Annotated in this window: 18 protein-coding genes and 3 pseudogenes; 5 read left to right on the plus strand and 16 right to left on the minus strand. The window is 70.9% G+C overall.

Going from position 1 to position 21,296, the window contains the following annotated elements; translation table 11 throughout:
- Position 1: 1 nt before the first annotated feature.
- The 13 genes from AB0B50_RS29580 to tkt form a co-directional block, all read right to left on the minus strand.
- Entirely contained in the window at positions 2 to 787 is a 786-nt protein-coding gene (locus AB0B50_RS29580; protein ID WP_362338526.1) for an ABC transporter ATP-binding protein, read from the minus strand.
- Complete coding sequence (locus tag AB0B50_RS29585; RefSeq protein ID WP_362338529.1) at positions 784 to 1,779, minus strand: iron chelate uptake ABC transporter family permease subunit; 996 nt, start codon at positions 1,777 to 1,779, stop codon at positions 784 to 786. Before AB0B50_RS29585 ends, AB0B50_RS29580 begins: the two co-directional genes overlap by 4 nt.
- A 2-nt stretch (positions 1,780 to 1,781) precedes the next feature.
- The gene (locus AB0B50_RS29590) at positions 1,782 to 2,804 is read right to left on the minus strand and encodes an iron chelate uptake ABC transporter family permease subunit (RefSeq protein WP_362338532.1); all 1,023 of its coding nucleotides are present in this window, start codon (positions 2,802 to 2,804) and stop codon (positions 1,782 to 1,784) included.
- Positions 2,801 to 3,796 (minus strand): ABC transporter substrate-binding protein, encoded by a 996-nt coding sequence (locus tag AB0B50_RS29595; protein WP_362338535.1) that lies wholly within the window; start codon positions 3,794 to 3,796, stop codon positions 2,801 to 2,803. Before AB0B50_RS29595 ends, AB0B50_RS29590 begins: the two co-directional genes overlap by 4 nt.
- A gap of 72 nt (positions 3,797 to 3,868) precedes the next feature.
- Positions 3,869 to 4,717 (minus strand): siderophore-interacting protein, encoded by an 849-nt coding sequence (locus tag AB0B50_RS29600; RefSeq protein WP_362338537.1) that lies wholly within the window; start codon positions 4,715 to 4,717, stop codon positions 3,869 to 3,871.
- The gene (locus AB0B50_RS29605; RefSeq protein ID WP_362338540.1) at positions 4,714 to 4,953 is read right to left on the minus strand and encodes a phosphopantetheine-binding protein; all 240 of its coding nucleotides are present in this window, start codon (positions 4,951 to 4,953) and stop codon (positions 4,714 to 4,716) included. Before AB0B50_RS29605 ends, AB0B50_RS29600 begins: the two co-directional genes overlap by 4 nt.
- A gap of 251 nt (positions 4,954 to 5,204) precedes the next feature.
- Positions 5,205 to 5,804 carry a histidine phosphatase family protein gene (locus AB0B50_RS29610; protein WP_362338543.1) on the minus strand — a complete coding sequence of 200 codons (600 nt, stop codon included), beginning with the start codon at positions 5,802 to 5,804 and terminating at the stop codon, positions 5,205 to 5,207.
- Positions 5,805 to 5,808: 4 nt separating this feature from the next.
- Positions 5,809 to 6,684: a phosphogluconate dehydrogenase (NAD(+)-dependent, decarboxylating) gene (gene gnd / locus AB0B50_RS29615; RefSeq protein WP_362338546.1), complete on the minus strand. Its 876-nt coding sequence runs from the start codon at positions 6,682 to 6,684 to the stop codon at positions 5,809 to 5,811.
- A 23-nt stretch (positions 6,685 to 6,707) separates the two neighbouring features.
- Positions 6,708 to 8,360, minus strand: a complete 1,653-nt coding sequence (gene pgi, locus AB0B50_RS29620; protein WP_362338549.1) for a glucose-6-phosphate isomerase — start codon at positions 8,358 to 8,360, stop codon at positions 6,708 to 6,710.
- A complete protein-coding gene (gene opcA / locus AB0B50_RS29625) occupies positions 8,353 to 9,303 on the minus strand; it encodes a glucose-6-phosphate dehydrogenase assembly protein OpcA (RefSeq protein ID WP_362338552.1) in 951 nt (316 codons plus the stop codon). The genes pgi and opcA overlap by 8 nt, the downstream gene beginning before the upstream one ends.
- Positions 9,300 to 10,838 carry a glucose-6-phosphate dehydrogenase gene (gene zwf / locus AB0B50_RS29630; protein WP_362338555.1) on the minus strand — a complete coding sequence of 513 codons (1,539 nt, stop codon included), beginning with the start codon at positions 10,836 to 10,838 and terminating at the stop codon, positions 9,300 to 9,302. Before zwf ends, opcA begins: the two co-directional genes overlap by 4 nt.
- Positions 10,835 to 12,001, minus strand: coding sequence for a transaldolase (gene tal / locus AB0B50_RS29635; RefSeq protein ID WP_362338558.1), 1,167 nt, complete (start codon positions 11,999 to 12,001; stop codon positions 10,835 to 10,837). Before tal ends, zwf begins: the two co-directional genes overlap by 4 nt.
- 30 nt (positions 12,002 to 12,031) lie before the next feature.
- On the minus strand, positions 12,032 to 14,116 hold the full coding sequence (gene tkt / locus AB0B50_RS29640; protein WP_362338561.1) for a transketolase: 2,085 nt from the start codon (positions 14,114 to 14,116) through the stop codon (positions 12,032 to 12,034).
- A gap of 194 nt (positions 14,117 to 14,310) precedes the next feature.
- Here tkt and AB0B50_RS29645 point away from each other — a divergent pair, with 194 nt between their 5' ends.
- Positions 14,311 to 15,225, plus strand: coding sequence for an AraC family transcriptional regulator (locus tag AB0B50_RS29645; protein ID WP_362338564.1), 915 nt, complete (start codon positions 14,311 to 14,313; stop codon positions 15,223 to 15,225).
- A 26-nt stretch (positions 15,226 to 15,251) separates the two neighbouring features.
- Here AB0B50_RS29645 and narI read toward each other — a convergent pair.
- The 3 genes and pseudogenes from narI to narH form a co-directional block, all read right to left on the minus strand.
- Positions 15,252 to 15,955, minus strand: a pseudogene (narI, locus tag AB0B50_RS29650) (respiratory nitrate reductase subunit gamma).
- The gene (gene narJ, locus AB0B50_RS29655; RefSeq protein WP_362338566.1) at positions 15,952 to 16,590 is read right to left on the minus strand and encodes a nitrate reductase molybdenum cofactor assembly chaperone; all 639 of its coding nucleotides are present in this window, start codon (positions 16,588 to 16,590) and stop codon (positions 15,952 to 15,954) included. The pseudogene narI and the gene narJ overlap by 4 nt, the downstream one beginning before the upstream one ends.
- Positions 16,587 to 17,891 (minus strand): annotated as a pseudogene (narH, locus tag AB0B50_RS29660) (nitrate reductase subunit beta); the annotation flags it as partial. The gene narJ and the pseudogene narH, both read right to left, overlap by 4 nt.
- Positions 17,892 to 17,905: 14 nt before the next feature.
- Between narH and AB0B50_RS29665 the strand changes: the two are divergent.
- From AB0B50_RS29665 to AB0B50_RS29680, 4 genes and pseudogenes are all read left to right on the plus strand, one after another.
- Positions 17,906 to 18,295, plus strand: a pseudogene (locus AB0B50_RS29665) (SAM-dependent methyltransferase); the annotation flags it as partial.
- Between the two features lie 470 nt (positions 18,296 to 18,765).
- On the plus strand, positions 18,766 to 19,326 hold the full coding sequence (locus AB0B50_RS29670) for a carbonic anhydrase (protein ID WP_362338601.1): 561 nt from the start codon (positions 18,766 to 18,768) through the stop codon (positions 19,324 to 19,326).
- A gap of 54 nt (positions 19,327 to 19,380) precedes the next feature.
- Positions 19,381 to 20,937, plus strand: coding sequence for a SulP family inorganic anion transporter (locus AB0B50_RS29675; RefSeq protein ID WP_362338569.1), 1,557 nt, complete (start codon positions 19,381 to 19,383; stop codon positions 20,935 to 20,937).
- A gap of 55 nt (positions 20,938 to 20,992) precedes the next feature.
- Positions 20,993 to 21,145, plus strand: coding sequence for a hypothetical protein (locus tag AB0B50_RS29680; protein WP_362338572.1), 153 nt, complete (start codon positions 20,993 to 20,995; stop codon positions 21,143 to 21,145).
- Positions 21,146 to 21,296: the final 151 nt, after the last annotated feature.

Consider the following 21,296-nt stretch of genomic DNA (forward strand, 5'->3'; position numbering starts at 1 on the left):
CTCACTCTCCTTGCAGTGTGGGGACGACCATCGGCGTGTCCGTCACGGGGTCGGGGATGATGACGTTCGGCAGGTCGAAGACGTCCTTGATCAGCGCGGCGTCCACGATGTCCGTGGGGTCGCCCTCGGCGATCACGCTGCCGTCCTTCATGGCGACCAGGTGGTCGGCGAACCGGCACGCCTGGTTGATGTCGTGCAGGACGGCGATGACTGTGCGGCCCTGATCGCGCAACCTGGCCAGCAGGCCGAGCAGTTGGTACTGGTGGGTGATGTCCAGGAAGGACGTCGGCTCGTCGAGGAGCAGATAGGGCGTCTCCTGGGCGAGCACCATGGCCATCCACACCCGCTGCCGCTGGCCACCGGACAGCTCCTGCACCGGGCGGTCGGCCAGGTCGGTGACGCCGGCGGCGATCATCGCCTCGGCGACGGCCTCCTCGTCGTGCTTCGACCACAGGGCGAGCATCGACTGGTGCGGGAAGCGGCCCCGGCCCACGAGTTGGCGGACCTTGATGTCGTCGGGGGCCTGTGGGTCCTGCGGCAGGAAGCCGAGCTGCTTGGCCAGTGCCTTGCCGCCGTAGCCGCCGACGTCGCGGCCGTCCAGCTCCACCTGCCCCTCGTCGGGGCGAAGGAGCCGCACCAGGGCGCGCAACAGGGTCGACTTCCCGCACCCGTTGGGGCCCACGATGGCGGTGAACGCGCCGTCGGGGACGTCGAGGCTCAGCCGTGTGGACACCACACGGTCTCCGTAGCGCAGGGTGATGTCCCGCGCGGTCAGGCGTGCGGTCACGCGCGCCTCACCTCCTTGGTCAGCAGCCAGATCAGATAGCAACCGCCGATCGCGGTGCTCACCACGCCGACGGGCAGCGAGACGGGCGCGAGCAGCATCTGCGCGATCAGGTCGGCGCCCATGAGCAGCGCCGATCCGGTCAGGGCGGCCGGCAGCAGCGGCACTCCGGCCGCGCCGGCGAGGCGGCGGCCGATCTGCGGGGCGGCAAGGGCGATGAACGCGATGGGTCCGGCCACCGCGGTCACCGTGGCGGTGCAGCCGACGCCGACGAGGACCATCAACAGCCGCAGCCTGTCGAGTCCGACGCCGGTGGAGACCGCGACCGCGTCGCCGAGCGCCGCCTGGTGCATGGCGTGCGCGCGGGTGGCCATCAGGGCGAGCAGCACACCGATGACCGTGAACGGAATGCCCAGGTCGCCCCAGCCCACGTTGTTGAGGGAGCCCGCGCTCCAGCCGACCGCGGCGATCGCCACCTCCAGGTCGGCGCGGAGCACGATCCAGGAGTTGACCGCGGTGACCATCGCGTTGATCGCGATGCCGATCACCACGAGGCGCATTCCGGAGAAGCCCTTGTCGAAGGAGAGCAGATAGATGGCGGCCGCGACGACGAGTCCGCCGATGACCGAGCCGACGGCCACCTGCGCGGCCGTGCCCGACAGGACGGTCATCGCGACCAGGGCGCCGGTGTAGGCGCCCGCGTCCAGGCCGATGACGTCCGGGCTGCCCATCGGGTTGCGGGTGAGGTTCTGGAAGATCGCCCCGGCCACGCCGAGGGCGGCGCCGAAGACGAGACCGGCCAGGACCCGCGGCATCCGCCAGTCCCAGATCACGACGGAGGGTTCGGCCCCGCTCAGCACGGAGAACACCTCGCGCGGAGAGGACCAGGAGGCGCCGTAGCACAGCCCGAGCAGGCCGAGGCCGAGGATCAGGGGGACGAGTACGGCGACGAGCACCACGGTGCGGCGTTCGACGCGCAGTCCGATGACGTTCACGTTCACAGCGATCCCGCCCCGTAGCGACGGACGGCCCAGATCAGCATGGGGCCGCCGAGGAAAGCGGTCACGATGGCCACCGGCACCTCGCCGGTGGGCAGCAGGATCCGCGAGCCGATGTCGGCGATGAGCAGCAGGATCGGGCCGAGGACCATCGTGTAGAGGATGAGCCACGGAACCGAGCCCTGGGCAGGCTTGCGGACCAGGTGCGGCACGATCAGGCCGACGAACAGGATCGGCCCGGCCACCGCGGTCGCCGCGCCGCTGAGCACGGTGATCAGGACGAGGGCGAGGCCCCGTACCCGGTTCACGCTCGCGCCCAGGGTGCTGGCCACGTTCTCGCCGAGCGAGAGGGCGTTGAGGGCCCGGCTCATCAGCAGAGCGCCGACCAGGCACACGCCGATCGCGGTCAACGGCAGGGCCAGCGGCGCCTTCTCACGGGCCGCGAGCGAGCCGACGGACCAGAAGCGGTACGTGTCGAAGGTGTCCGGGAGCATCAGCCGCATGCCCAGCGCGACACCGTTCAGGATCGCGGTGAGGGCCACGCCGGTGAGGACGAGGCGCAGCGGTGAGCGGCGGCCGACCGCGGCGACGAGGAGCGCCGCGAAGACGGAGCCGATGATCGCCCAGCCCAACTGCCCGGCCTGGCCCGCGGCCAGACCGAGCCCGGAGCCGATGGTGATGGCGAACCCGGCGCCCGCGGTCACGCCGAGGATGCCGGGCTCGGCCAGCGGGTTGCGGGCGAGCGTCTGGATCAGCGCGCCCGCCACCGCGAGGGCGGCGCCCACCGCGATGGCGAGCAGCGCGCGGGGCGCCCTGACGTCGCGCACGACGACGTGGTCGTCCGTTCCCTGGTAGTCGAGCAGCGCGCGCACGACCTCGGCGGGCGAGATGTGGCGGGCGCCGACGCCGATGCTGACCACGGCGACGACCGCGAGCAGCACCAGGCCGCCGACGAGCAGGCCGATCTGTGGCGCGGCCCGCCCGCTTCCCGCAGCCGTGGACGTGCGGCCTGCGGCGGTCACCGCTTCAGGAGCGGCGCGAACGACTTGTCGATCGCGTCCAGGGTCTGCATGGCCTGCCCGTAGGTCGCGGCCTCGGTGTAGCGGATCGGGAAGGTCTTGCCGGCCTTGACGGCGGGCAGGTTCTTCCACAGCTTCGAGTCCATGACGTACTTCACCGGCTCGGGGACGCTGCCGTCGGCGTTGACGGAGTACGTGATGGCGTCGGCGTCACCGAGGGCCTCGGGGAGTTCCTCGATGGAGGGGTACTCACTGACGGCGCGCGAGCCGGGGCCCTTCTTCTTGACCTTGCCGTAGTACTTCGCGCCGACGTCCTCGGCGACGTTGGTGCCCCAGGAGCCGCCGAACTCGCGCTGCCAGGTGCCCTTGGCGTTCTCGCCGTACGCGCCGACGTGGCCCATCTTGAGGTCGGGCAGCACGTTCTCGTACTTCTTGGCGAGCTTCTTGGCCTTGGCCTCGTACTTGGCCTGGATGGCGTCGAACTGCTTGAGCGAACCGGCGGCGTCGGCCTGCTGGCGGGACTGCTCGCGCCACATGGACGGCACGGTCGGGCCGATCGCGACGACCGGGGCGATGCCCTCCAGGCGCTTGACGTCGATGTCGCCGAGCACCGGGGCGGGGACGCCGATGACGATGAGGTCGGGCTCGGCCTCGGCGATGGCCTCGTAGTTGGTCTCGGTCGCGAGCTCGCCCGCCACCTTGGGGGTCTTCTTGTAGGTGGCGAGGTCCTGCTTGCTCATCATCGGCTCGCCGCGCTTCCACGACGAGATGCCGACCAGCGGGGCGTGCGCCTCGATCATGACGGGCACGGCGTAACCGGTGGCGACCACACGCTTCGGGTCGTCCGGGATCTTGATCTTGCCGTTGTCGGCCTTGAAGACCCGCGTCTTGCCGTTGCCCGCGTCGTCCGACCCGCCGTCCGACGAGCCGCACCCGGACAGGGCGAGGGCCAGTGCCACGGCGCCGATCAGACCCGACGATCTGCGTATGGACATGTGTTGCTCCTTGTTCTTCCTGAACGGCTCGCCGTGGCTCGGCGGCCGGTTGCTCAGTGGTCGTCGGCAGGTTCAGTGGTCGTCGTCGAAGTCGGCGACGCCGCGCTTCCAGTAGCCGGTGATGTCGTGATCGGCCTTGTCCAGGCGCAGTTCGTCGCGGACCCAGCGGCGCAGCGGCTTGATCTGGCCCGCCTCGCCCGCGGCCCACACGTAGACCCGCTCGCCCTCGGGCACGGTCACCGCCATCGCGGCCTGTGCCAGCTCCTCGCCGGTGCCCGCGGGGCGTTCGCCGCGGTGCAGCCAGCGCACCTCGACGCCCTCGGGCGCGAGCAGCTCGATCTCCTCGTCGGCGTCGGCGACTTCGACGAACGCCCAGCCCTTCGCGCTCCTGGGGAGCTCCTCCAGCCAGCGCGCGATCGCGGGCAGCGCCGTGATGTCGCCGACGAGCAGGTAGCGGTCGTAGGTGTGCGGGACGATCAGTCCGCCGGGCGGGCCCGCGACGTGTACGACGGTGCCCTCCTCCACCGCACGCGCCCAGTCCGAGGCGAGGCCGCCGTCGTGCAGGGCGAAGTCGAGGTCGATCTCGGCCGTGACGGGGTCGTAGCGGCGCACGGTGTATTCGCGCGAGGTGGGCGAGGGCCGCGGCCAGCGCAGCATCGTCCCGTTCTGCTCGGGCAGCCGCAGGGAGCCGTCGGGCTCCGGGAAGATCAGCTTCACGTGCTCGTCGGGAGAGTGCGCCTCGAAGCCCTCGGCCCCGGGGCCGCCCAGGGTCACCCGCAGCAGGCCGCTGCCGACCATGACGGTGCGGACGACCTCGGTCTTGCGCACGTGGATCGGGTAGCCCACCTTCTCGGCCCGGCGCCCGGCCCTGACCTCGGCTATGCGCTCCAGGTGGCGGTGGCGGTGGTCCTCGCGGGTCATGCCTTCTCGCCCGTCAGCAGGGCCGTCCAGTGCGCGAGTTCGGGCTGCTCGGCCAGGTCGGGGAACTCCACCGTGGTCGCCCCCGCGGCACGCCAGCGCTCGATCAGCGTCATGATCCGCATCGAGTCGAGGCCGTGGTCGAGCAGGTTGTCGTCCGGCTCGAGGTCGGCGGGGTCGCAGTCGAGCAGCTCCGCGACGTCGGCGCGGATCTTCTCGGCTGACAGGCTCTGACTCATCGGGGCGGCTCCTGCGGGGGTCGGTGACGGCAGCGGGGTCGGCACGCATTCCAATCCGGCATGCACCACCCCCGTTTGACTAGGCAAGGCTAACCTAACTAACCAGCCGAAGCGTACGCAAGTGATCTTCACCGCGCCCGGCCTCGCGTGAACTCGCGGTAACGCGCGCGGACATGCGAAAGGCGCCCGACTGGGGCTTTTGCCCGTCAGGCGCCTTTCTTGACGCATTCAGACCGTCGGTCTTGAGGCGGTCACGCCGCCGGCCGCACGTTCCACGCCGCGATCACAGGCCTGCCGTGTTCCGTCGACAGACGGCTCACCGTGCCCGTGGCCAACTGGAACAGCCGCCCTTCGGCGGGCGCGAGCCCGAGGCGGCGCGCGGTCAGCACGCGCAGGAAGTGCGCGTGCGCGACCAGGACGACGTCTCCCCCGTCGGCCGCGAGCGCCGCGTCCACGCGGGACAGGACGCGGTCGGCCCGCTCCCCCACCTGCGCCGGGGACTCCCCCGGCCGGCCTTCGACGCCCGGCGGCACGCCGTCCGTCCAGAGGTCCCAGCCGGGCCGGGTGCGGTGGATCTCGCGGGTGGTGATGCCTTCGTAGGCCCCGTAGTCCCACTCGTGCAGGTCGTCGTACGGGGTGGCCCCCACCAGGCCCGCCAGGTCGGCGGTGCGGACCGCGCGGTCCAGCGGGCTGGTGAGAGCGAGCGCGAAGGGGCGGCCGGAGAAGAACGGGGCCAGGGACTTGGCCTGTTCCTCGCCGTTCCGGGTGAGGGGCTTGTCCGTCCAGCTGGTGTGCTGCCCGGACAGGCTCCACTCGGTCTCGCCGTGGCGGACCAGCAGGAGGTCACCCATGGCGCTACTTCTTCTCCACCGCGTGGCCGCCGAACTGGTTGCGCAGCGCGGCGATCATCTTCATCTGCGGGGAGTCCTCCTGGCGCGAGGCGAAGCGCGCGAAGAGGGATGCCGTGATCGCCGGCAGCGGCACGGCGTTGTCGATGGCGGCCTCGACGGTCCAGCGGCCCTCACCGGAGTCCTGCGCGAAGCCGCGCAGCTTCTCCAGGTGCTCGTCGTCGTCCAGGGCGTTGACGGCGAGGTCCAGCAGCCAGGAGCGGATGACCGTGCCCTCCTGCCAGGAGCGGAAGACCTCGCGGACGTCGGTCACCGAGTCGGCGGCCTCCAGCAGCTCCCAGCCCTCGGCGTAGGCCTGCATCATGGCGTACTCGATGCCGTTGTGGACCATCTTGGAGAAGTGGCCCGCGCCGACCTTGCCCGCGTGGACGTAGCCGAAGTCGCCCTCCGGCTTGAGGGCATCGAAGACCGGCTTGACGCGGGCGACGTTCTCGTCGGAGCCGCCGACCATCAGCGCGTAGCCGTTCTCAAGGCCCCACACGCCGCCGGAGACACCGGCGTCGACGAAGCCGATACCGCGCTCGGCGAGCTCGGCGGCGTGCTTCTCGTCGTCGGTCCAGCGGGAGTTGCCGCCGTCGACGACGATGTCGCCCTCGGAGAGCAGGTCCTTCAGTTCGTCGACGGTCGACTGGGTGGGGGCACCGGCCGGGACCATCACCCAGACCACGCGCGGGCCTTCGAGGCGCTCGACGAGTTCGGCGAGCGACGCGACGTCGGAGACCTCGGGGTTGCGGTCGTAGCCGATGACGGTGTGGCCCGCGCGGCGGATGCGCTCGCGCATGTTGCCGCCCATCTTGCCGAGACCGATCAGTCCGAGCTGCATGTCAGTTCACTTACCTTCAGTAATTAGTTACGGCCGCGCAGGGCGCGGTACGTGGCGACCAGGGACTGGGTGGAGGCGTCGAGGCCCGCGACGTCCGCGCCTTCGGTGAGGGCGGGCTCGACGCGCTTGGCGAGGACCTTGCCGAGCTCGACGCCCCACTGGTCGAAGGAGTCGATGTTCCAGACGGCGCCCTGGACGAAGACCTTCTGCTCGTAGAGGGCGATGAGCTGGCCGAGGACCGAGGGGGTCAGGGACTTCGCGAGGATCGTCGTCGTGGGGTGGTTGCCCTGGAACGTGCGGTGGGCGACCTGCTCCTCGGCGATTCCCTCGGCCCGTACCTCGTCGGCCGTCTTGCCGAACGCGAGGGCCTGGCCCTGCGCGAAGAGGTTGGCCATCAGCAGGTCGTGCTGGTCCTTGAGGCCGTCGCTCAGCTCGTCGACAGGACGCGCGAAGCCGATGAGGTCCGCCGGGATCAACTTCGTGCCCTGGTGGATGAGTTGGTAGTAGGCGTGCTGACCGTTGGTGCCGGGCGTGCCCCACACCACAGGGCCGGTCTGCCACTGGACGCCCCGGCCCTCGCGGTCCACGGACTTGCCGTTGGACTCCATGTCCAGCTGCTGGAGGTACGCGGTGAACTTGGAGAGGTAGTGCGAGTACGGCAGCACCGCGTGCGACTGGGCACCGTGGAAGTTGCCGTACCAGATGCCCAACAGGCCGAGGAGCAGCGGGGCGTTGGCCTCGGCCGGTGCCGTGCGGAAGTGCTCGTCGACCAGGCGGAAGCCGTCGAGCAGCTCGCGGAAGTGGTCCGGGCCGATGGCGATCATCAGGGACAGGCCGATGGCCGAGTCGAAGGAGTAGCGGCCGCCGACCCAGTCCCAGAACTCGAACATGTTGGCCGTGTCGATGCCGAAGCCCGCGACCTTCTCGGCGTTGGTCGACAGGGCGACGAAGTGCTTGGCGACGGCGCTCTCGTCGCCGCCGAGCCCGGCGAGCAGCCAGGAGCGGGCCGCCGTGGCGTTGGTGATCGTCTCGATCGTCGTGAAGGTCTTGGACGCGATGACGAACAGCGTCTCGGCCGGGTCGAGGTCGCGCACGGCCTCGTGCAGGTCGGCGCCGTCGACGTTCGAGACGAAGCGGAACGTCAGGTCCCGTGCGGTGTACGGGCGCAGCGCCTCGTACGCCATCGCGGGGCCGAGGTCGGAGCCGCCGATGCCGACGTTCACGACGTTCTTGATCCGCTTGCCGGTGTGGCCGGTCCACTCGCCCGTACGGATCCTCTGTGCGAAGGCGGCCATCTTGTCGAGGACGGCGTGCACCTTGGGCACGACGTTCTCGCCGTCGACCTCGACCACGGCGTCGGCGGGGGCCCGCAGCGCCGTGTGCAGCACCGCGCGGCCCTCGGTCGTGTTGATCTTCTCGCCGCGGAACATGGCGTCGCGCTGGCCGAACACGTCGGTGGCGGCGGCCAGTTCCCGTAGGAGGGCGAGCGTCTCGTCCGTGACCAGGTGCTTGGAGTAGTCGATGTGCAGGTCGCCCACCTGGACGGTGTAGCGCTCGGCGCGGCCCGGGTCGGCGGCGAACAGCTCGCGCAGATGCGTGCCGTTGACCTTGGCGCGGTGGTCCTCCAGGGCGGTCCACTGCGGACGGCGGGTCAGGAGGGGTGCGGTGTCAGGCATGTTGAACGGACTCCTTGGTGGCGGTGGAGCCGGAGGCGTCTCCGTGCAGCGCCACGGCGTACATCTCGTCGGCGTCGAGGCGGCGAAGCTCTTCGGCGATCAGCTCGGAGGTCGAGCGGACCTTCAGGGCGAGGGTGCGCTCGGGCTGACCGGGCAGGGACAGGGTGGCGAGGGGGCCTTCGGGGCGGTCGATGCGGATCTCTCCGTTCGCCGTGCCGAGGCGGACCGCGGTGACGACGGGCCCCGCGGTCGTGACGCGCTCGACCGGGACGCCGAGGCGGGCGCCGAGCCAGCACGCGAGGAGCTCGGCGCTGGGGTTCTCGGCCTCGGACTCGACGGCCGCGGAGACGATGTCGGCGCGGGCCTGGTCGAGGGCGGCGGCCAGCATGGAGCGCCACGGCGTGAGGCGGGTCCAGGCCAGGTCGGTGTCGCCGGGCGCGTAGGACTTGGCCCGGTCGGCGAGCGCGGCGATGGGGTCCTCGACGGCATAGGCGTCGGTGATGCGGCGGGCGGCGAGCGCGCCGAGCGGGTCCTTCGCGGGCTCGTCCGGGGCGTCGACGGGCCACCACACGACGACCGGCGCGTCGGGAAGGAGCAGCGGCAGGACGACCGAGTCGGCGTGGTTGCCCACCTCGCCGTACAGCCGCAGGACCACCGTCTCGCCGGTGCCCGCGTCGGCGCCGACCCGGACCTCCGCGTCGAGGCGGGTGCCCTGGCGGTCGCGCGGCGAGCGTGCGGTGCGCCGGATGACGACGAGGGTGCGCGAGGGGTGCTCACGGGACGCCTCCTGGGCGGCCTTCGTGGCGTCGTACGCGTTCTCCTCGTCGGTGACGACCACCATCGTGAGGACCATGCCCACGGCCGGGGTCCCGATGGCGCGGCGTCCTTCGACGAGCGCCTTGTTGATCTTGCTTGCCGTGGTGTCGGTCAGATCGATCTTCATGGCCTGCGCCAGCTCCGTCCGTCTCGTGCGAGCATCTCGTCCGCTTCCTTCGGGCCCCAGCTGCCCGAGGCGTACCGCGCGGGCCTGCCGTGGGCGTCCCAGTGTTCCTCGACCGGGTCGAGGATGCGCCAGGACTCCTCCACCTCCTCCGTGCGCGGGAAGAGGTTGGCGTCGCCGAGCAGAACGTCCAGGATCAACCGCTCGTACGCCTCCGGGCTGGACTCCGTGAACGACTCGCCGTACGCGAAGTCCATGGACACGTCGCGGATCTCCATCGACGTACCCGGCACCTTGGAGCCGAAGCGCACGGTCATGCCCTCGTCCGGCTGGACGCGGATGACGACCGCGTTCTGGCCGAGTTCCTCGGTGGCCGTGGAGTCGAACGGGGAGTGCGGGGCGCGCTGGAAGACGACCGCGATCTCGGTGACGCGGCGGCCCAGGCGCTTGCCGGTGCGCAGATAGAAGGGGACGCCCGCCCAGCGGCGGTTGTCGATCTCCAGCTTCACGGCGGCGTAGGTGTCGGTCTTCGACCTGGCGTCGATGCCGTCTTCCTGGAGGTAGCCCTTGACCTTCTCGCCGCCCTGCCAGCCCTCGGCGTACTGCGCGCGGACCGTGGACTTCTCCAGGTCGGCGGGGAGCCGCACGGACTTGAGGACCTTGAGCTTCTCGTTGACGAGCGACTCGGCGTCGAACGCGGCCGGCTCCTCCATCGCCGTGAGGGCGAGGAGCTGGAGCAGGTGGTTCTGGATGACGTCACGGGCGGCGCCGATGCCGTCGTAGTACCCGGCGCGGCCGCCGATGCCGATGTCCTCGGCCATCGTGATCTGCACATGGTCGACGTAACTGCGGTTCCAGATGGGCTCGTACATCTGGTTGGCGAAGCGGAGCGCCAGGATGTTCTGGACGGTCTCCTTGCCGAGGTAGTGGTCGATGCGGAAGACCTGCTCGGGCGCGAACACGTCGTGCACGATGCGGTTGAGCTCGCGCGCCGACTCCATGTCGTGGCCGAACGGCTTCTCGATGACCGCACGCCGCCAGGAACCCTCGGGGGCGTCCGCGAGCCCGTGCTTCTTGAGCTGCTGGACGACCTTGGGGAAGAACTTCGGCGGTACGGAGAGGTAGAAGGCGTAGTTGCCGCTCGTCCCGCGCTTCTCGTCCAGGTCGTCGACCGCTTCCCGCAGCTGCTTGAAGGCCGTGTCGTCGTCGAAGTCACCGGGGATGAACCGCATGCCCTCGGCGAGCTGCTGCCAGACCTCCTCGCGGAAGGGGGTGCGGGCGTACTCGCGTACGGAGTCGTGGACGACCTGGGCGAAGTCCTGGTCCTCCCACTCGCGGCGGGCGAACCCGAGGAGGGAGAAGCCCGGCGGGAGCAGACCGCGGTTGGCGAGGTCGTAGACCGCCGGCATCAGCTTCTTGCGGGACAGGTCGCCGGTGACGCCGAAGATGACGAGGCCGGAGGGGCCCGCGATGCGCGGCAGACGGCGGTCGCGGGGGTCGCGGAGCGGGTTCAGCCACTCCTTGGCGGTGACGCTCACTTGGCGTCAACTCCCTTGGTTTCCTTGATTCCCTTGGTTCCCTTGGCGGACAGAGCCGTCGAGACGGCGCCGAGCAGGTCGTTCCAGGCGATCTCGAACTTGGCGACGGCCTCGTCCTCCAGCTGCTGGACGACCTCGTCGTAGGAGATGCCGAGCTTCTCGACGGCGGCGAGCTCCGCGCGGGAGGTCTCGTACGTGCCCGAGACGGCGTCGCCGTGGATGTCGCCGTGGTCGGCGGTGGCCTTCAGGGTGCCCTCCGGCATGGTGTTCACCGTGCCCGGGGCGACCAGCTCGTCGACGTACAGGGTGTCCTTGTACGCCGGGTCCTTGACGCCGGTCGAGGCCCACAGCGGACGCTGCTTGTGGGCGCCCGCGGCCGCGAGCTTGGCGGCGCGCTCGGAGGCGAAGACCTCCTCGTACGCCTCGTAGGCGAGACGGGCGTTGGCGAGAGCGGCCTTGCCCTTGAGGGCCTTGGCCTCGTCCGTGCCGACCTTGTCGAGGCGCTTGTCGATCTCGGAGTCGACGCGCGAGACGAAGAAGGAGGCCACGGAGTGGACGGTGGAGAGGTCGATGCCGCGCTCGTGTGCCAGCTCAAGTCCCTTGAGGTAGGCGTCCATGACGGCCTTGTAGCGGTCCAGCGAGAAGATCAGGGTGACGTTCACGCTGATGCCCAGGCCGATGACCTCGGTGATGGCCGGGAGGCCCGCCTTCGTCGCCGGGATCTTGATCATGACGTTCGGGCGGTCGACGAGCCAGGCCAGCTGCTTGGCCTCGGCGACGGTGGCCTCGGTCTCGTGGGCAAGGCGCGGGTCGACCTCGATCGACACGCGGCCGTCACGGCCACCGGTGGCGTCGTACACGGGGCGCAGGACGTCGGCGGCGGCGCGGACGTCGGCCGTGGTCATCATGCGGACGGCCTCGTCGACGGTGACGCCGCGCACGGCCAGGTCGGCGAGCTGGTCCTCGTAGCCCGCGCCGGAGCCGATGGCGGCCTGGAAGATCGACGGGTTCGTGGTGACGCCCACGACGTGGCTCTTCTCGATGAGTTCGGCGAGGTTGCCGGACTCGATGCGCGTGCGGGACAGGTCGTCGAGCCAGATGGAAACGCCTTCGTCGGAAAGGGACTTGAGGGGTTCGACGGCGTTGCTCATGATGTTCGTCATCTTCTTTCGGTGGTGCTCGTTATGGAGTGATCAAGCGCGGGCGGCGGCAAGGGATTCCCGGGCCTTCGCCGCGACGTTCTCTGCGGTGAAGCCGAACTCCTCGAAGAGGACGTTCGCGTCGGCGGAGGCGCCGAAGTGCTCCAGGGAGACGATGCGGCCCGCGTCTCCCACGTAGCGGTACCAGGTCAGACCGATCCCGGCCTCGACGGCGACGCGGGCCTTCACGGCGGGCGGCAGAACACTGTCGCGGTAGTCCCGCGACTGCTCCTCGAACCACTCCACGGACGGCATCGACACGACGCGGGTCGCGATGCCCTCGGCCTCCAGCGCCTCGCGGGCGGCGACGGCCAGCTGCACCTCGGAGCCGGTGGCGATGAGGAGGACGTCCGGGGTGCCGGTGGACGCCTCGGCGAGGATGTAACCGCCCTTGGCCGCTTCGGAGTTGGCCTCGTAGGTGGGCACGCCCTGCCGGGTCAGCACCAGCCCGTGCGGGGCCGGCAAGCCCTCGCCGCGGCGCAGGATCTCGCGCCAGGCGATGGCCGTCTCGTTGGCGTCGGCGGGGCGGACGATGTTCAGGCCCGGGATGGCGCGCAGCGAGGCGAGGTGCTCGACCGGCTGGTGCGTGGGACCGTCCTCGCCGAGGCCGATCGAGTCGTGGGTCCAGACGTAGGTGACGGGCAGCTGCATCAGCGCGGACATGCGGACCGCGTTGCGCATGTAGTCGGAGAACACGAGGAACGTGCCGCCGTAGATACGGGTGTTGCCGTGCAGCGCGATGCCGTTCATCTCGGCGGCCATCGAGAACTCGCGGATGCCGAAGTGCACGGTGCGGCCGTAGGGGTCGGCCTCCGGGAGCGGGTTACCCTTCGGCAGGAAGGACGAGCCCTTGTCGATGGTGGTGTTGTTGGAGCCCGCCAAGTCGGCGGAACCGCCCCACAGTTCGGGGATGACCGGGCCGAGGGCCTTGAGGACCTTGCCGGACGCGGCGCGCGTGGCGACCTTCGTGCCCGCCTCGAAGGCGGGCAGGGCTTGCTCCCAACCCTCGGGGAGGCGTCCTGCCACGATGCGGTCCAGGAGCTCGGAGCGCTCGGGGTGGTCGGCGCGCCACTCGGCGATCCGCTTGTCCCAGGCGGCGTGGGCCTCCGCGCCGCGGTCGAGGGCCCCCCGGGTGTGCGCGATGACCTCGTCGGTGACCTCGAAGGTCTGCTCGGGGTCGAAGCCGAGGACGCGCTTGGTGGCGGCGATCTCCTCGGCGCCCAGCGCCGAGCCGTGCGAGGCTTCGGTGTTCTGCGCGTTCGGGGCGGGCCAGGCGATGATCGTGCGCATCGCGATGATGGAGGGCCGCCCGGTCTCGGCCTTGGCGGCGGCGAGCGCCTCGTACAGGGCCTGGACGTCGATGTCGCCGTCGGCGCTCGGCGTGATCCGCTGCACGTGCCAGCCGTACGCCTCGTACCGCTTCAGGACGTCCTCGGAGAACGCGGTCTCCGTGTCGCCCTCGATGGAGATGTGGTTGTCGTCGTAGACGAAGACGAGGTTGCCGAGCTTCTGGTGTCCGGCGAGCGAGGAGGCCTCGGCGGAGACGCCCTCCTCCAGGTCGCCGTCGGAGACGATCGCCCAGATGGTGTGGTCGAAGGGGCTCGCGCCCTCGGGGGCCTCGGGGTCGAACAGGCCGCGCTCGTAGCGGGCGGCCATCGCCATGCCCACGGCGTTGGCGACGCCCTGGCCCAGCGGCCCTGTCGTCGTCTCGACACCGGCGGTGTGCCCGTACTCGGGGTGGCCCGGCGTCTTGGAGCCCTGCGTGCGGAACGCCTTCAGGTCGTCGAGCTCCAGCTCGTAGCCGGAGAGGAACAGCTGCGCGTAGAGGGTGAGGCTGGTGTGGCCGGGCGACAGGACGAAGCGGTCACGGCCGGTCCACTCCGGGTCGGCCGGGTCGTGCCGCATGACCTTCTGGAAGAGGGTGTACGCGACGGGGGCCAGGCTCATGGCTGTGCCGGGGTGTCCGTTGCCGACCTGCTGCACGGCATCGGCCGCCAGGAGGCGGGCGGTGTCGACGGCACGCCGGTCGAGTTCGGTCCACTCGAAGGGACCGAGGGCGTCCGGTGTCTGCGTGCTCATCTGTAAGACTTCCTTCGCATCCGTTGTGCATCCGTAGTGCCGAAAGGCACCGGCGGCCCGGGTCCAAAGCCCCTGGTCCAGCCAGACTCGAACTTAAAGGTCATACTTTTGGCGAGGTAGGTGCCCCCGTGTCAGCGTTCGGTGAAAATGGGACACCATCACAGGTCGAAGTCGGTCGAGGTCGAGGAACGCGGATGACGGAGCGGGGCAGCGCACATCCGAGCGCACATCTGGGAGCCGCGGAGCACATCCGCACCTATCCCTTCGACCCGAGCGCGAGCGTCTCCGGGGTCGGGATACAGGTCGGCCCGATGGGCACGGACGGGCCCTGGGCGGGCGGCGTGGGCCTCTCGCGGCGCGTGCACCGGATCGACTTCCACGTCCTGCTGTTCTTCCGCGAGGGCCCGGTCCGCCACATGGTCGACTTCACCGAGTACGAGGCCGGGGCGGGCGACATCCTGTGGATCAGGCCCGGCCAGGTGCACGGCTTCTCGGCGAACGACCGGTACGTGGGTACGGCGCTCACGATGCAGCCCGGCTTCCTGCCGCGCGCGACCGTGGAGTCGACGGGCATGTACCGCTACGACCGTCCGCCGCTGCTCCACCCCGATCAGGCCCAACACGCGGCGCTGGAGGCCTCACTGGAGCAGCTGCAGCGCGAGTACCTCGACACGCAGACGCTGCCGCTGAGCCTGCACGCGTCCGTGCTTCGGCACTCCCTGACGGCCTTCATGCTGCGGGTGGCGCATGTGTCGGCGCAGGCCGCGGCGGACGAGTGCAGGCCGCAGCCCGACACGACATTCACCCGGTTCCGCTCCGCGGTGGAGCAGGGATTCACCACCAATCACAGCGTCAGTGCGTATGCGGACGAGCTCGGTTACTCGCGCCGCACGCTGGTGCGTGCCGTGCGCGCCGCCACCGGCCAGACGCCCAAGGGCTTCATCGACCGGCGCGTCGTCCTGGAGGCGAAGCGGCTCCTCGCCCACACCGATCTGCCGGTGGGGCGGATCGGTGCGGCGGTGGGCTTCGGGGACTCGGCGAACTTCTCCAAGTTCTTCCAGCTGCACACCGGAGTGACGCCTGCGGGGTTCCGGGCCGAGCAGGTCTGAGGCGCGACGCCCCTGCCCGGTGTCCTTCACCTGCGCCCCGCGGGCACCTGCCGGGAGCCGCGCGAGCGGTAGACGATGTAGGGGCGCGCCAGATAGCCGAGCGGCGGGGTGAAGGCGTGGACCAGGCGGCTGAAGGGCCACAGGGCGAACAGGGCCATACGAGCAGGGCGTGCACCTGGTGGACGAGCGGCGCGTGGGCCATGGCGGGCACGTCCGGATCGAGGGCGAACAGCGAGCGGAACCACACCGAGGCCCCCAACCGGTAGTCGTAGGAATGGGGTTGGAGCGTGGTGGCCGTCGCGGTGGGTCCCGCGAGGATCACACAGACCAGGACCGGGTAGACGGCGCGGTCGCTGCGGCTGGTCGCGGCCCGCACCGCGGGCACGCGCAGCCGCCGGTGGAGCAGGATCGCCAGGCCCGCGAGGGTGGCGAGGCCCGCGGTGCCGCCGACGAGCAGGGCGTCGGCGTGGTACAGCCACTCGTGGATGCGGAGGCGTTCGGTGAACGACTCCGGCACCAGGAGGCCGACGGCATGCCCCGCGACCACGAAGAGCAGTCCGTAGTGGAACAGCGTGCCGCCGACGCGCAGCATCCTGTGTTCGTGCAGCTGGCTGGAGCGCGTGGTGAAGCCGAAGCGGTCGTACCGGTAGCGCCAGGCGGACCCGGTGACCAGGACGGCGAGGACGAGGTAGGGCAGGACACCCCACAGGGCGATGCGCAGGTGGTTCACCGGGGCGTCTCCTCCGCGTGCGGGACGTCGGGGGCTCGGCGGGGGGCGCGTTCGACGTACGGAAGCAGGCCGACCGCCTCGGCGGGCGGCCCCGTGCGGGCGAGGCGCAGGGCCGCCTCGCGGGTGGCGGGTCCCGAGCCCGGCAGGGTGGCACAGACGGCCTGGACGACGTCGGCGTAGGGGCTGCGGTGCGCGGCCAGGGCGAAGCGCAGGAGTTCCAGGGCGGGCCTGTGGTCGGTGAGCAGGCGGACCCCGGTGTCGGGGGCGCGGGCGGCGAACTCCAGCATCAGGGGCAGGAAGTCGGGCAGTTCGTCCTCGGGCGGCTGCCAGCCGTGGTCGCGGTAGAGGGACTTCAGGGCGGCCAGTGCGGCGCCGCGCCTGCGGGTGTCACCGTCGGTGTAGTACGTCAGATACAGGCACCGGCGGCGGCTGCGGTCGAAGGTGGCGACGTATCGGGCGGCCAGGGCGAGCGGGTCCGTGGCGCCGACCTGTTCGCAGAACCGCAGCAGGAGGGCGATGTCCTGGCCGGGCACGGCTTCCAGCGCGGAGCGCACGGCGTGCAGCCGGCCCGGCCAGGTCTCGTCGGGGTAGCCGAGCAACAGGGCGGCGGCCTGATGGACGACCGGACGGCTCACCGGACGCCGCCCTCGCCGCGCGGGACGAGACCGTCGGGGCGGCCGCGGCCGTTCCAGTTCAGGAGGTTGACCCGGCCGCGCAGCGAGCCTCCCGCATGCTCCGGTTCCCGCCCCGCGGCGGGCGGGGCGTGGGAGGCCTCCGCCTCGTACATGCCGGGACCGCCGTGGCCGTCCAGGCTGCAGCCGGCGTCGGCGAGGTCGCCGTCGTACCCGGTGGCGGTGTAGCCGGTGGGGATGACGTAGCGCTCGTCGTACTTGGCCAGGGCGAGAAGCCGGTACATGGCCTCGATGGAGTCGGTGTCCATGCCGACGGCGCGGGCGATTCCCGGGTCGCGCTCCTCGCCGAGGTTGACGCGCCGCATGTGGGAGCGCATCGCGGCCAAGCGGCACAGGGCGGCCTCGACGGGCGCCGGGTCGCCCGCGGTGAACAGCTCCGCGAGGTAGCCGACAGGGATGCGCAGGGAGTCGATGGCGGCGAACAGCTTGGCCGGGTCCTCGCCGTCGTGCCCGGTGGCGGTCAGGGACTCCACGACCGGGGAGAGCGGCGGGATGTACCGGACCATGGGCATCGTGCGGTATTCGGGATGGAGCGGCAGCGCCACCTTGTAGCGGCTGATGAGGTGGTGGACCGGGGAGCGGCGGGCCGCGGTGATCCAGTCGTGCGGGATGCCGGAGGCCTCGGCGGCGGCGACCACCTCGGGGTCCTCGGGGTCGAGGAAGCACCCCAACTGGGCCTCGTACAGGTCATGTTCGTTCTCGGTGGCGGCGGCCTCGCCGACCTTGTCGGCGTCGTAGAGGACGACGCCGAGGTAGCGCAGGCGCCCGACGCAGGTCTCGGAGCAGACCGTGGGCTGCCCCGCCTCGATGCGCGGATGGCACAGCGTGCACTTCTCGGCCTTGCCGGTGCGGTGGTTGAAGTAGACCTTCTTGTACGGGCAGCCACTCACGCACATCCGCCAGCCCCGGCAGCGGTCCTGGTCGACCAGGACGACGCCGTCCTCAACGCGCTTGTACAGCGCCCCGGAGGGACACACGGCCACACAGGAGGGGTTGAGGCAGTGCTCGCAGATCCTGGGCAGGTAGAACATGAACGCCTGCTCGTACTCCAGGCGCACCTGCTCGTTCATCTTCCGCAGGACCGGGTCGCCCGCGAGGAGTTCGGGGCCGCCGCCCAGGTCGTCGTCCCAGTTGGGCCCCCAGGTCACCGCGGCGGGTTCGCCGTCGATCAGGGAGCGGGGCGGCGCGGTGGGCACGTCGTCGCCGAGCGGGGCGCTGGTCAGGTTCTCGTAGTCGTACGTCCACCGGGCTGCCCGACGGCGCCTTCCAGGGCATCTGGAACAACGAGTCCACCATGTACGTGGACCTCTTCGAGCTCTACGCGGAGTACGCGCGGCTGCTGCGCCACGGCGGGCGCCACGTCTGCGTCACCGGCTGCTACAACGACGTGACCGGCGGCCGCTCCAAGGCCGTCAGCCGCATCGACGAGCACTACACCTGCAACATCCATCCGCGCAGCGCGTACTTCAAGGCGCTCACCGCCAACGGGATCGTGCCCATCAACGTCGTCGACCTGACGGCCGCGACCATCCCCTACTGGGAGCTGCGGGCCAAGTCCTCGCTCGCCACCGGGATCGAGGAGCCCTTCCTGACCGCGTACCGCGAGGGGAGCTTCCACTACCTCCTCATCGCCGCCGACCGCGTCTGACGCCGGTCCGGCGCCCGAGGGCGCGCGGGGCCGGTGGCCCGCCCGGTACTTCACCGGGCGGGCCACCGGCCTTTTGGTGCGCTCGTAAGCACGTGCGAACGGAATCGCCTCACCGGCTCCACACCGTCCACACAATGATCTTTGCCCAACAGTTGAGGCTTGGATCAATTCCCTGTTCAGGGGCGCTTATTACTCAATCTTTGGCAGATTTTTGCCCTGTCATCAAAGGTTAATGCGATGGCAAAGTGAGAGTCACGGCAGCCGTTCAGGCTGTCTCCGGGGCCACGGGTCTCCGCAGCGCAGCGGACCGACCCGCCCCCACTGTCACCATCGACCCGACCACACCGCGTCTCCGGCTCCGGCCGCAGCGACGCAGGAGGCAGGCCACCTTGAAGTCACTGATCGACAACGCCCGTTCGTTCGCCGCGACCCATGTCGCGCACCCCCGCAACACCGAGGCCTTCCAGGCCCTGGGGTCAGGGCAGTCTCCTGAAGCCCTCTTCGTCACGTGCTCCGACTCACGTGTCGTCCCGTCCCTCATCACAGGAGCCCGCCCCGGCGAACTCTTCGAACTCCGCACCGCGGGCAACGTGGTGCCCCTGTACCCCACCGGCGGTCCCGTCGACCGCGCGGGCCACCCCATGAGCGAGGCGGCCACCATCGAGTACGCGGTGTGCGTGCTCGGCGTCCGCGACATCGTCGTCTGCGGGCACTCCCACTGCGGAGCCGTCGGCGCCCTGGTCCGGGGCGAGGACCTCTCGGCCGTCCCGGCCGTGCGCGACTGGCTGGAGCACTCCGTCGCGCCCGACGCCCCGCTGCGCTCCCTCACGCCCACCTCGGACGACGTGGCGGAGGCCGTGCAGACCCATGTGCTCGCGCAGGTGGAGAGGCTGCGCGGGTACCCCTGCGTGAGAGAGCGCACCGCCGACGGATCGCTCACCCTGCACGCCTGGTACTACGAGGTGCACACCGGCACCGTCACCGCCCACCGCCCGTCGTCCGACGGCCGGCCGGCGTTCGGTCCGCTGTGAGAGCCGCCGCGCCCCACCACCTGGCCCGCTCCCACGACAGGACCCCCCACCCTCATGTCCTCCCTTCCCTCGTCTCCTTCCCCCCTGCGTTCCTCCTTCAGCGCGCTGCGTGAACCCGGCGTCCCGCGCCGGGACTTCCTCGCCTCGCTGGTCGTCTTCCTGGTCGCCCTGCCGTTGTGCGTCGGCGTGGCGGTCGCCTCGGGCGTGCCCGCCGAACTGGGCCTGATCACCGGCATCGTCGGCGGCATCGTCGTCGGCTGCCTGCCGGGCAGCGCCCTTCAGGTCAGCGGCCCCGCGGCCGGCCTGACCGTGCTCGTCTTCGAGGCCGTACGCGAGTTCGGGCTCGGCATGCTCGGCGCCATCGTGCTGCTCACCGGCGCCCTGCAGATCGTCCTCGGCCTGCTGCGCTGCGGCCGGTGGTTCCGCGCGATCTCCGTCTCCGTCGTCCAGGGCATGCTGGCGGGCATCGGACTCGTGCTGATCCTCGGTCAGCTCTACACCATGGCCGGGGCGAAGCAGCCGCTCTCCGGCGTCGACAAGATCGCGGGACTGCCGGGGCTCCTCGCCGACACCCTGCAGTCCACCACCGCGCTGACCGCCGCCGCCATCGGCTTCGGCACCATCGGCGTGCTCGTGCTCTGGCCGAAGCTGCCCGCGGCCGCCCGTGTGGTGCCCGCCCCGCTCGCCGCCGTCGCCCTCGCGACCGTCGTGACCGCGGGGCTGCGCCTCGACGTGGCGAACGTGACGGTGCAAGGCCTGGTCGACTCCATACAGCCGCCGGGGCTCGGCGACCTCGCGGACCTCGCCGGGGTGGCCGTGCTCGGCACCGTACTCGCGTTCACCCTGATCGCCTCCGCGGAGTCGCTGTTCAGTGCGGCGGCCGTGGACCGCATGCACGACGGTCCCCGCACGCACTACGACAAGGAGCTCGTCGCCCAGGGCGTCGGCAACACCGTGTGCGGCGCGCTCGGGGCCCTGCCGATGACCGCGGTCATCGTCCGCAGCTCCGCCAACGTCCAGGCCGGTGCGCGCACCCCGCTCTCCCGGATCCTGCACGGCGTGTGGCTGCTGCTGTTCGCCGTGCTGCTGCCCAGCGCGCTGGGCGTCATCCCGCTGGCGGCGCTCGCCGGTGTCCTGGTGCACGCCGGCTGCAAGCTGATCCCCGTCAAGGAGATCGTCCCGCTGGCCCGCGCCCACCGGGGCGAGGCGGTGATCCTCGCGGTCACGGCCATCGCCATCGTGGTGGCCAACATGTTCGAGGGCGTGGTCCTCGGCCTGATCCTCGCGGTCGTCAAGTCCGCCTGGGAGACCTCCCACGTACAGCTGGACATCGCGGAGTTGACCGACGGACGGCTGGTCGTGACCCTCACGGGCAACGCCACCTTCCTGCGGCTGCCCCGCATCCTCGAAACCCTCGAGGCCATGCCCAAGGACCGGCCCATCGAGCTGGACCTGACCGCGGTGCGCCATCTGGACCACGCCTGCCGTACGACGCTGGAGAACTGGGCGCTGCGGCACAACGACTCCGGCACGGAAGCGGTCCGCATGAAGACGCTTCCGGTGTCCGGTGAGAGCGCCGAGGGGCCCGCGACGGCGCGGGCCGGGCGCTGAGCATCAAGCAAGTTCCCCTTTTCATCAACTACCGCATCACTGTGGAGGTTTCACCATGGACAAGCTCATCGCGCGTATGACGGAGGAGTCCGTGTGGCAGAAGTGGGTCGCCGCCAACTCGGCCCAGGGCGCCAAGGACGGCTGTATCAGCGCGGCTCCCAAGAGCGGCTGCATCAGCGCCACCGGCAAGACCGGCTGCATCTCCTGAACTACTGAAGGACTCCTGGGGCGGGTCGCCGCGGCGGCCCCGGCCCCCCCCCCCCCCCCCCCCCCCCCCCCCCCCGCGCCCCCCCCGCCCCCCCCCCCCCCCCCAAAACCCCCCCCCCCCCCCCCCCCCCCACAACCCCCCCCCCCCCCCC

The organism is Streptomyces sp. NPDC041068 (genome assembly GCF_040647455.1).
Classification (GTDB): domain Bacteria; phylum Actinomycetota; class Actinomycetes; order Streptomycetales; family Streptomycetaceae; genus Streptomyces.

Excerpts from the sequence above, each read along its gene's own strand:
- AB0B50_RS29595 (WP_362338535.1), bottom strand. The coding sequence starts at position 3,796 with ATGTCCATACGCAGATCGTCGGGTCTGATCGGCGCCGTGGCACTGGCC.
- AB0B50_RS29600 (WP_362338537.1), bottom strand. The coding sequence starts at position 4,717 with ATGACCCGCGAGGACCACCGCCACCGCCACCTGGAGCGCATAGCCGAG.
- AB0B50_RS29605 (WP_362338540.1), bottom strand. The coding sequence starts at position 4,953 with ATGAGTCAGAGCCTGTCAGCCGAGAAGATCCGCGCCGACGTCGCGGAG.
- AB0B50_RS29610 (WP_362338543.1), bottom strand. The coding sequence starts at position 5,804 with ATGGGTGACCTCCTGCTGGTCCGCCACGGCGAGACCGAGTGGAGCCTG.
- gnd (WP_362338546.1), bottom strand. The coding sequence starts at position 6,684 with ATGCAGCTCGGACTGATCGGTCTCGGCAAGATGGGCGGCAACATGCGC.
- pgi (WP_362338549.1), bottom strand. The coding sequence starts at position 8,360 with ATGCCTGACACCGCACCCCTCCTGACCCGCCGTCCGCAGTGGACCGCC.
- opcA (WP_362338552.1), bottom strand. The coding sequence starts at position 9,303 with ATGAAGATCGATCTGACCGACACCACGGCAAGCAAGATCAACAAGGCG.
- tal (WP_362338558.1), bottom strand. The coding sequence starts at position 12,001 with ATGACGAACATCATGAGCAACGCCGTCGAACCCCTCAAGTCCCTTTCC.
- tkt (WP_362338561.1), bottom strand. The coding sequence starts at position 14,116 with ATGAGCACGCAGACACCGGACGCCCTCGGTCCCTTCGAGTGGACCGAA.
- AB0B50_RS29645 (WP_362338564.1), top strand. The coding sequence starts at position 14,311 with ATGACGGAGCGGGGCAGCGCACATCCGAGCGCACATCTGGGAGCCGCG.
- AB0B50_RS29675 (WP_362338569.1), top strand. The coding sequence starts at position 19,381 with ATGTCCTCCCTTCCCTCGTCTCCTTCCCCCCTGCGTTCCTCCTTCAGC.
- AB0B50_RS29680 (WP_362338572.1), top strand. The coding sequence starts at position 20,993 with ATGGACAAGCTCATCGCGCGTATGACGGAGGAGTCCGTGTGGCAGAAG.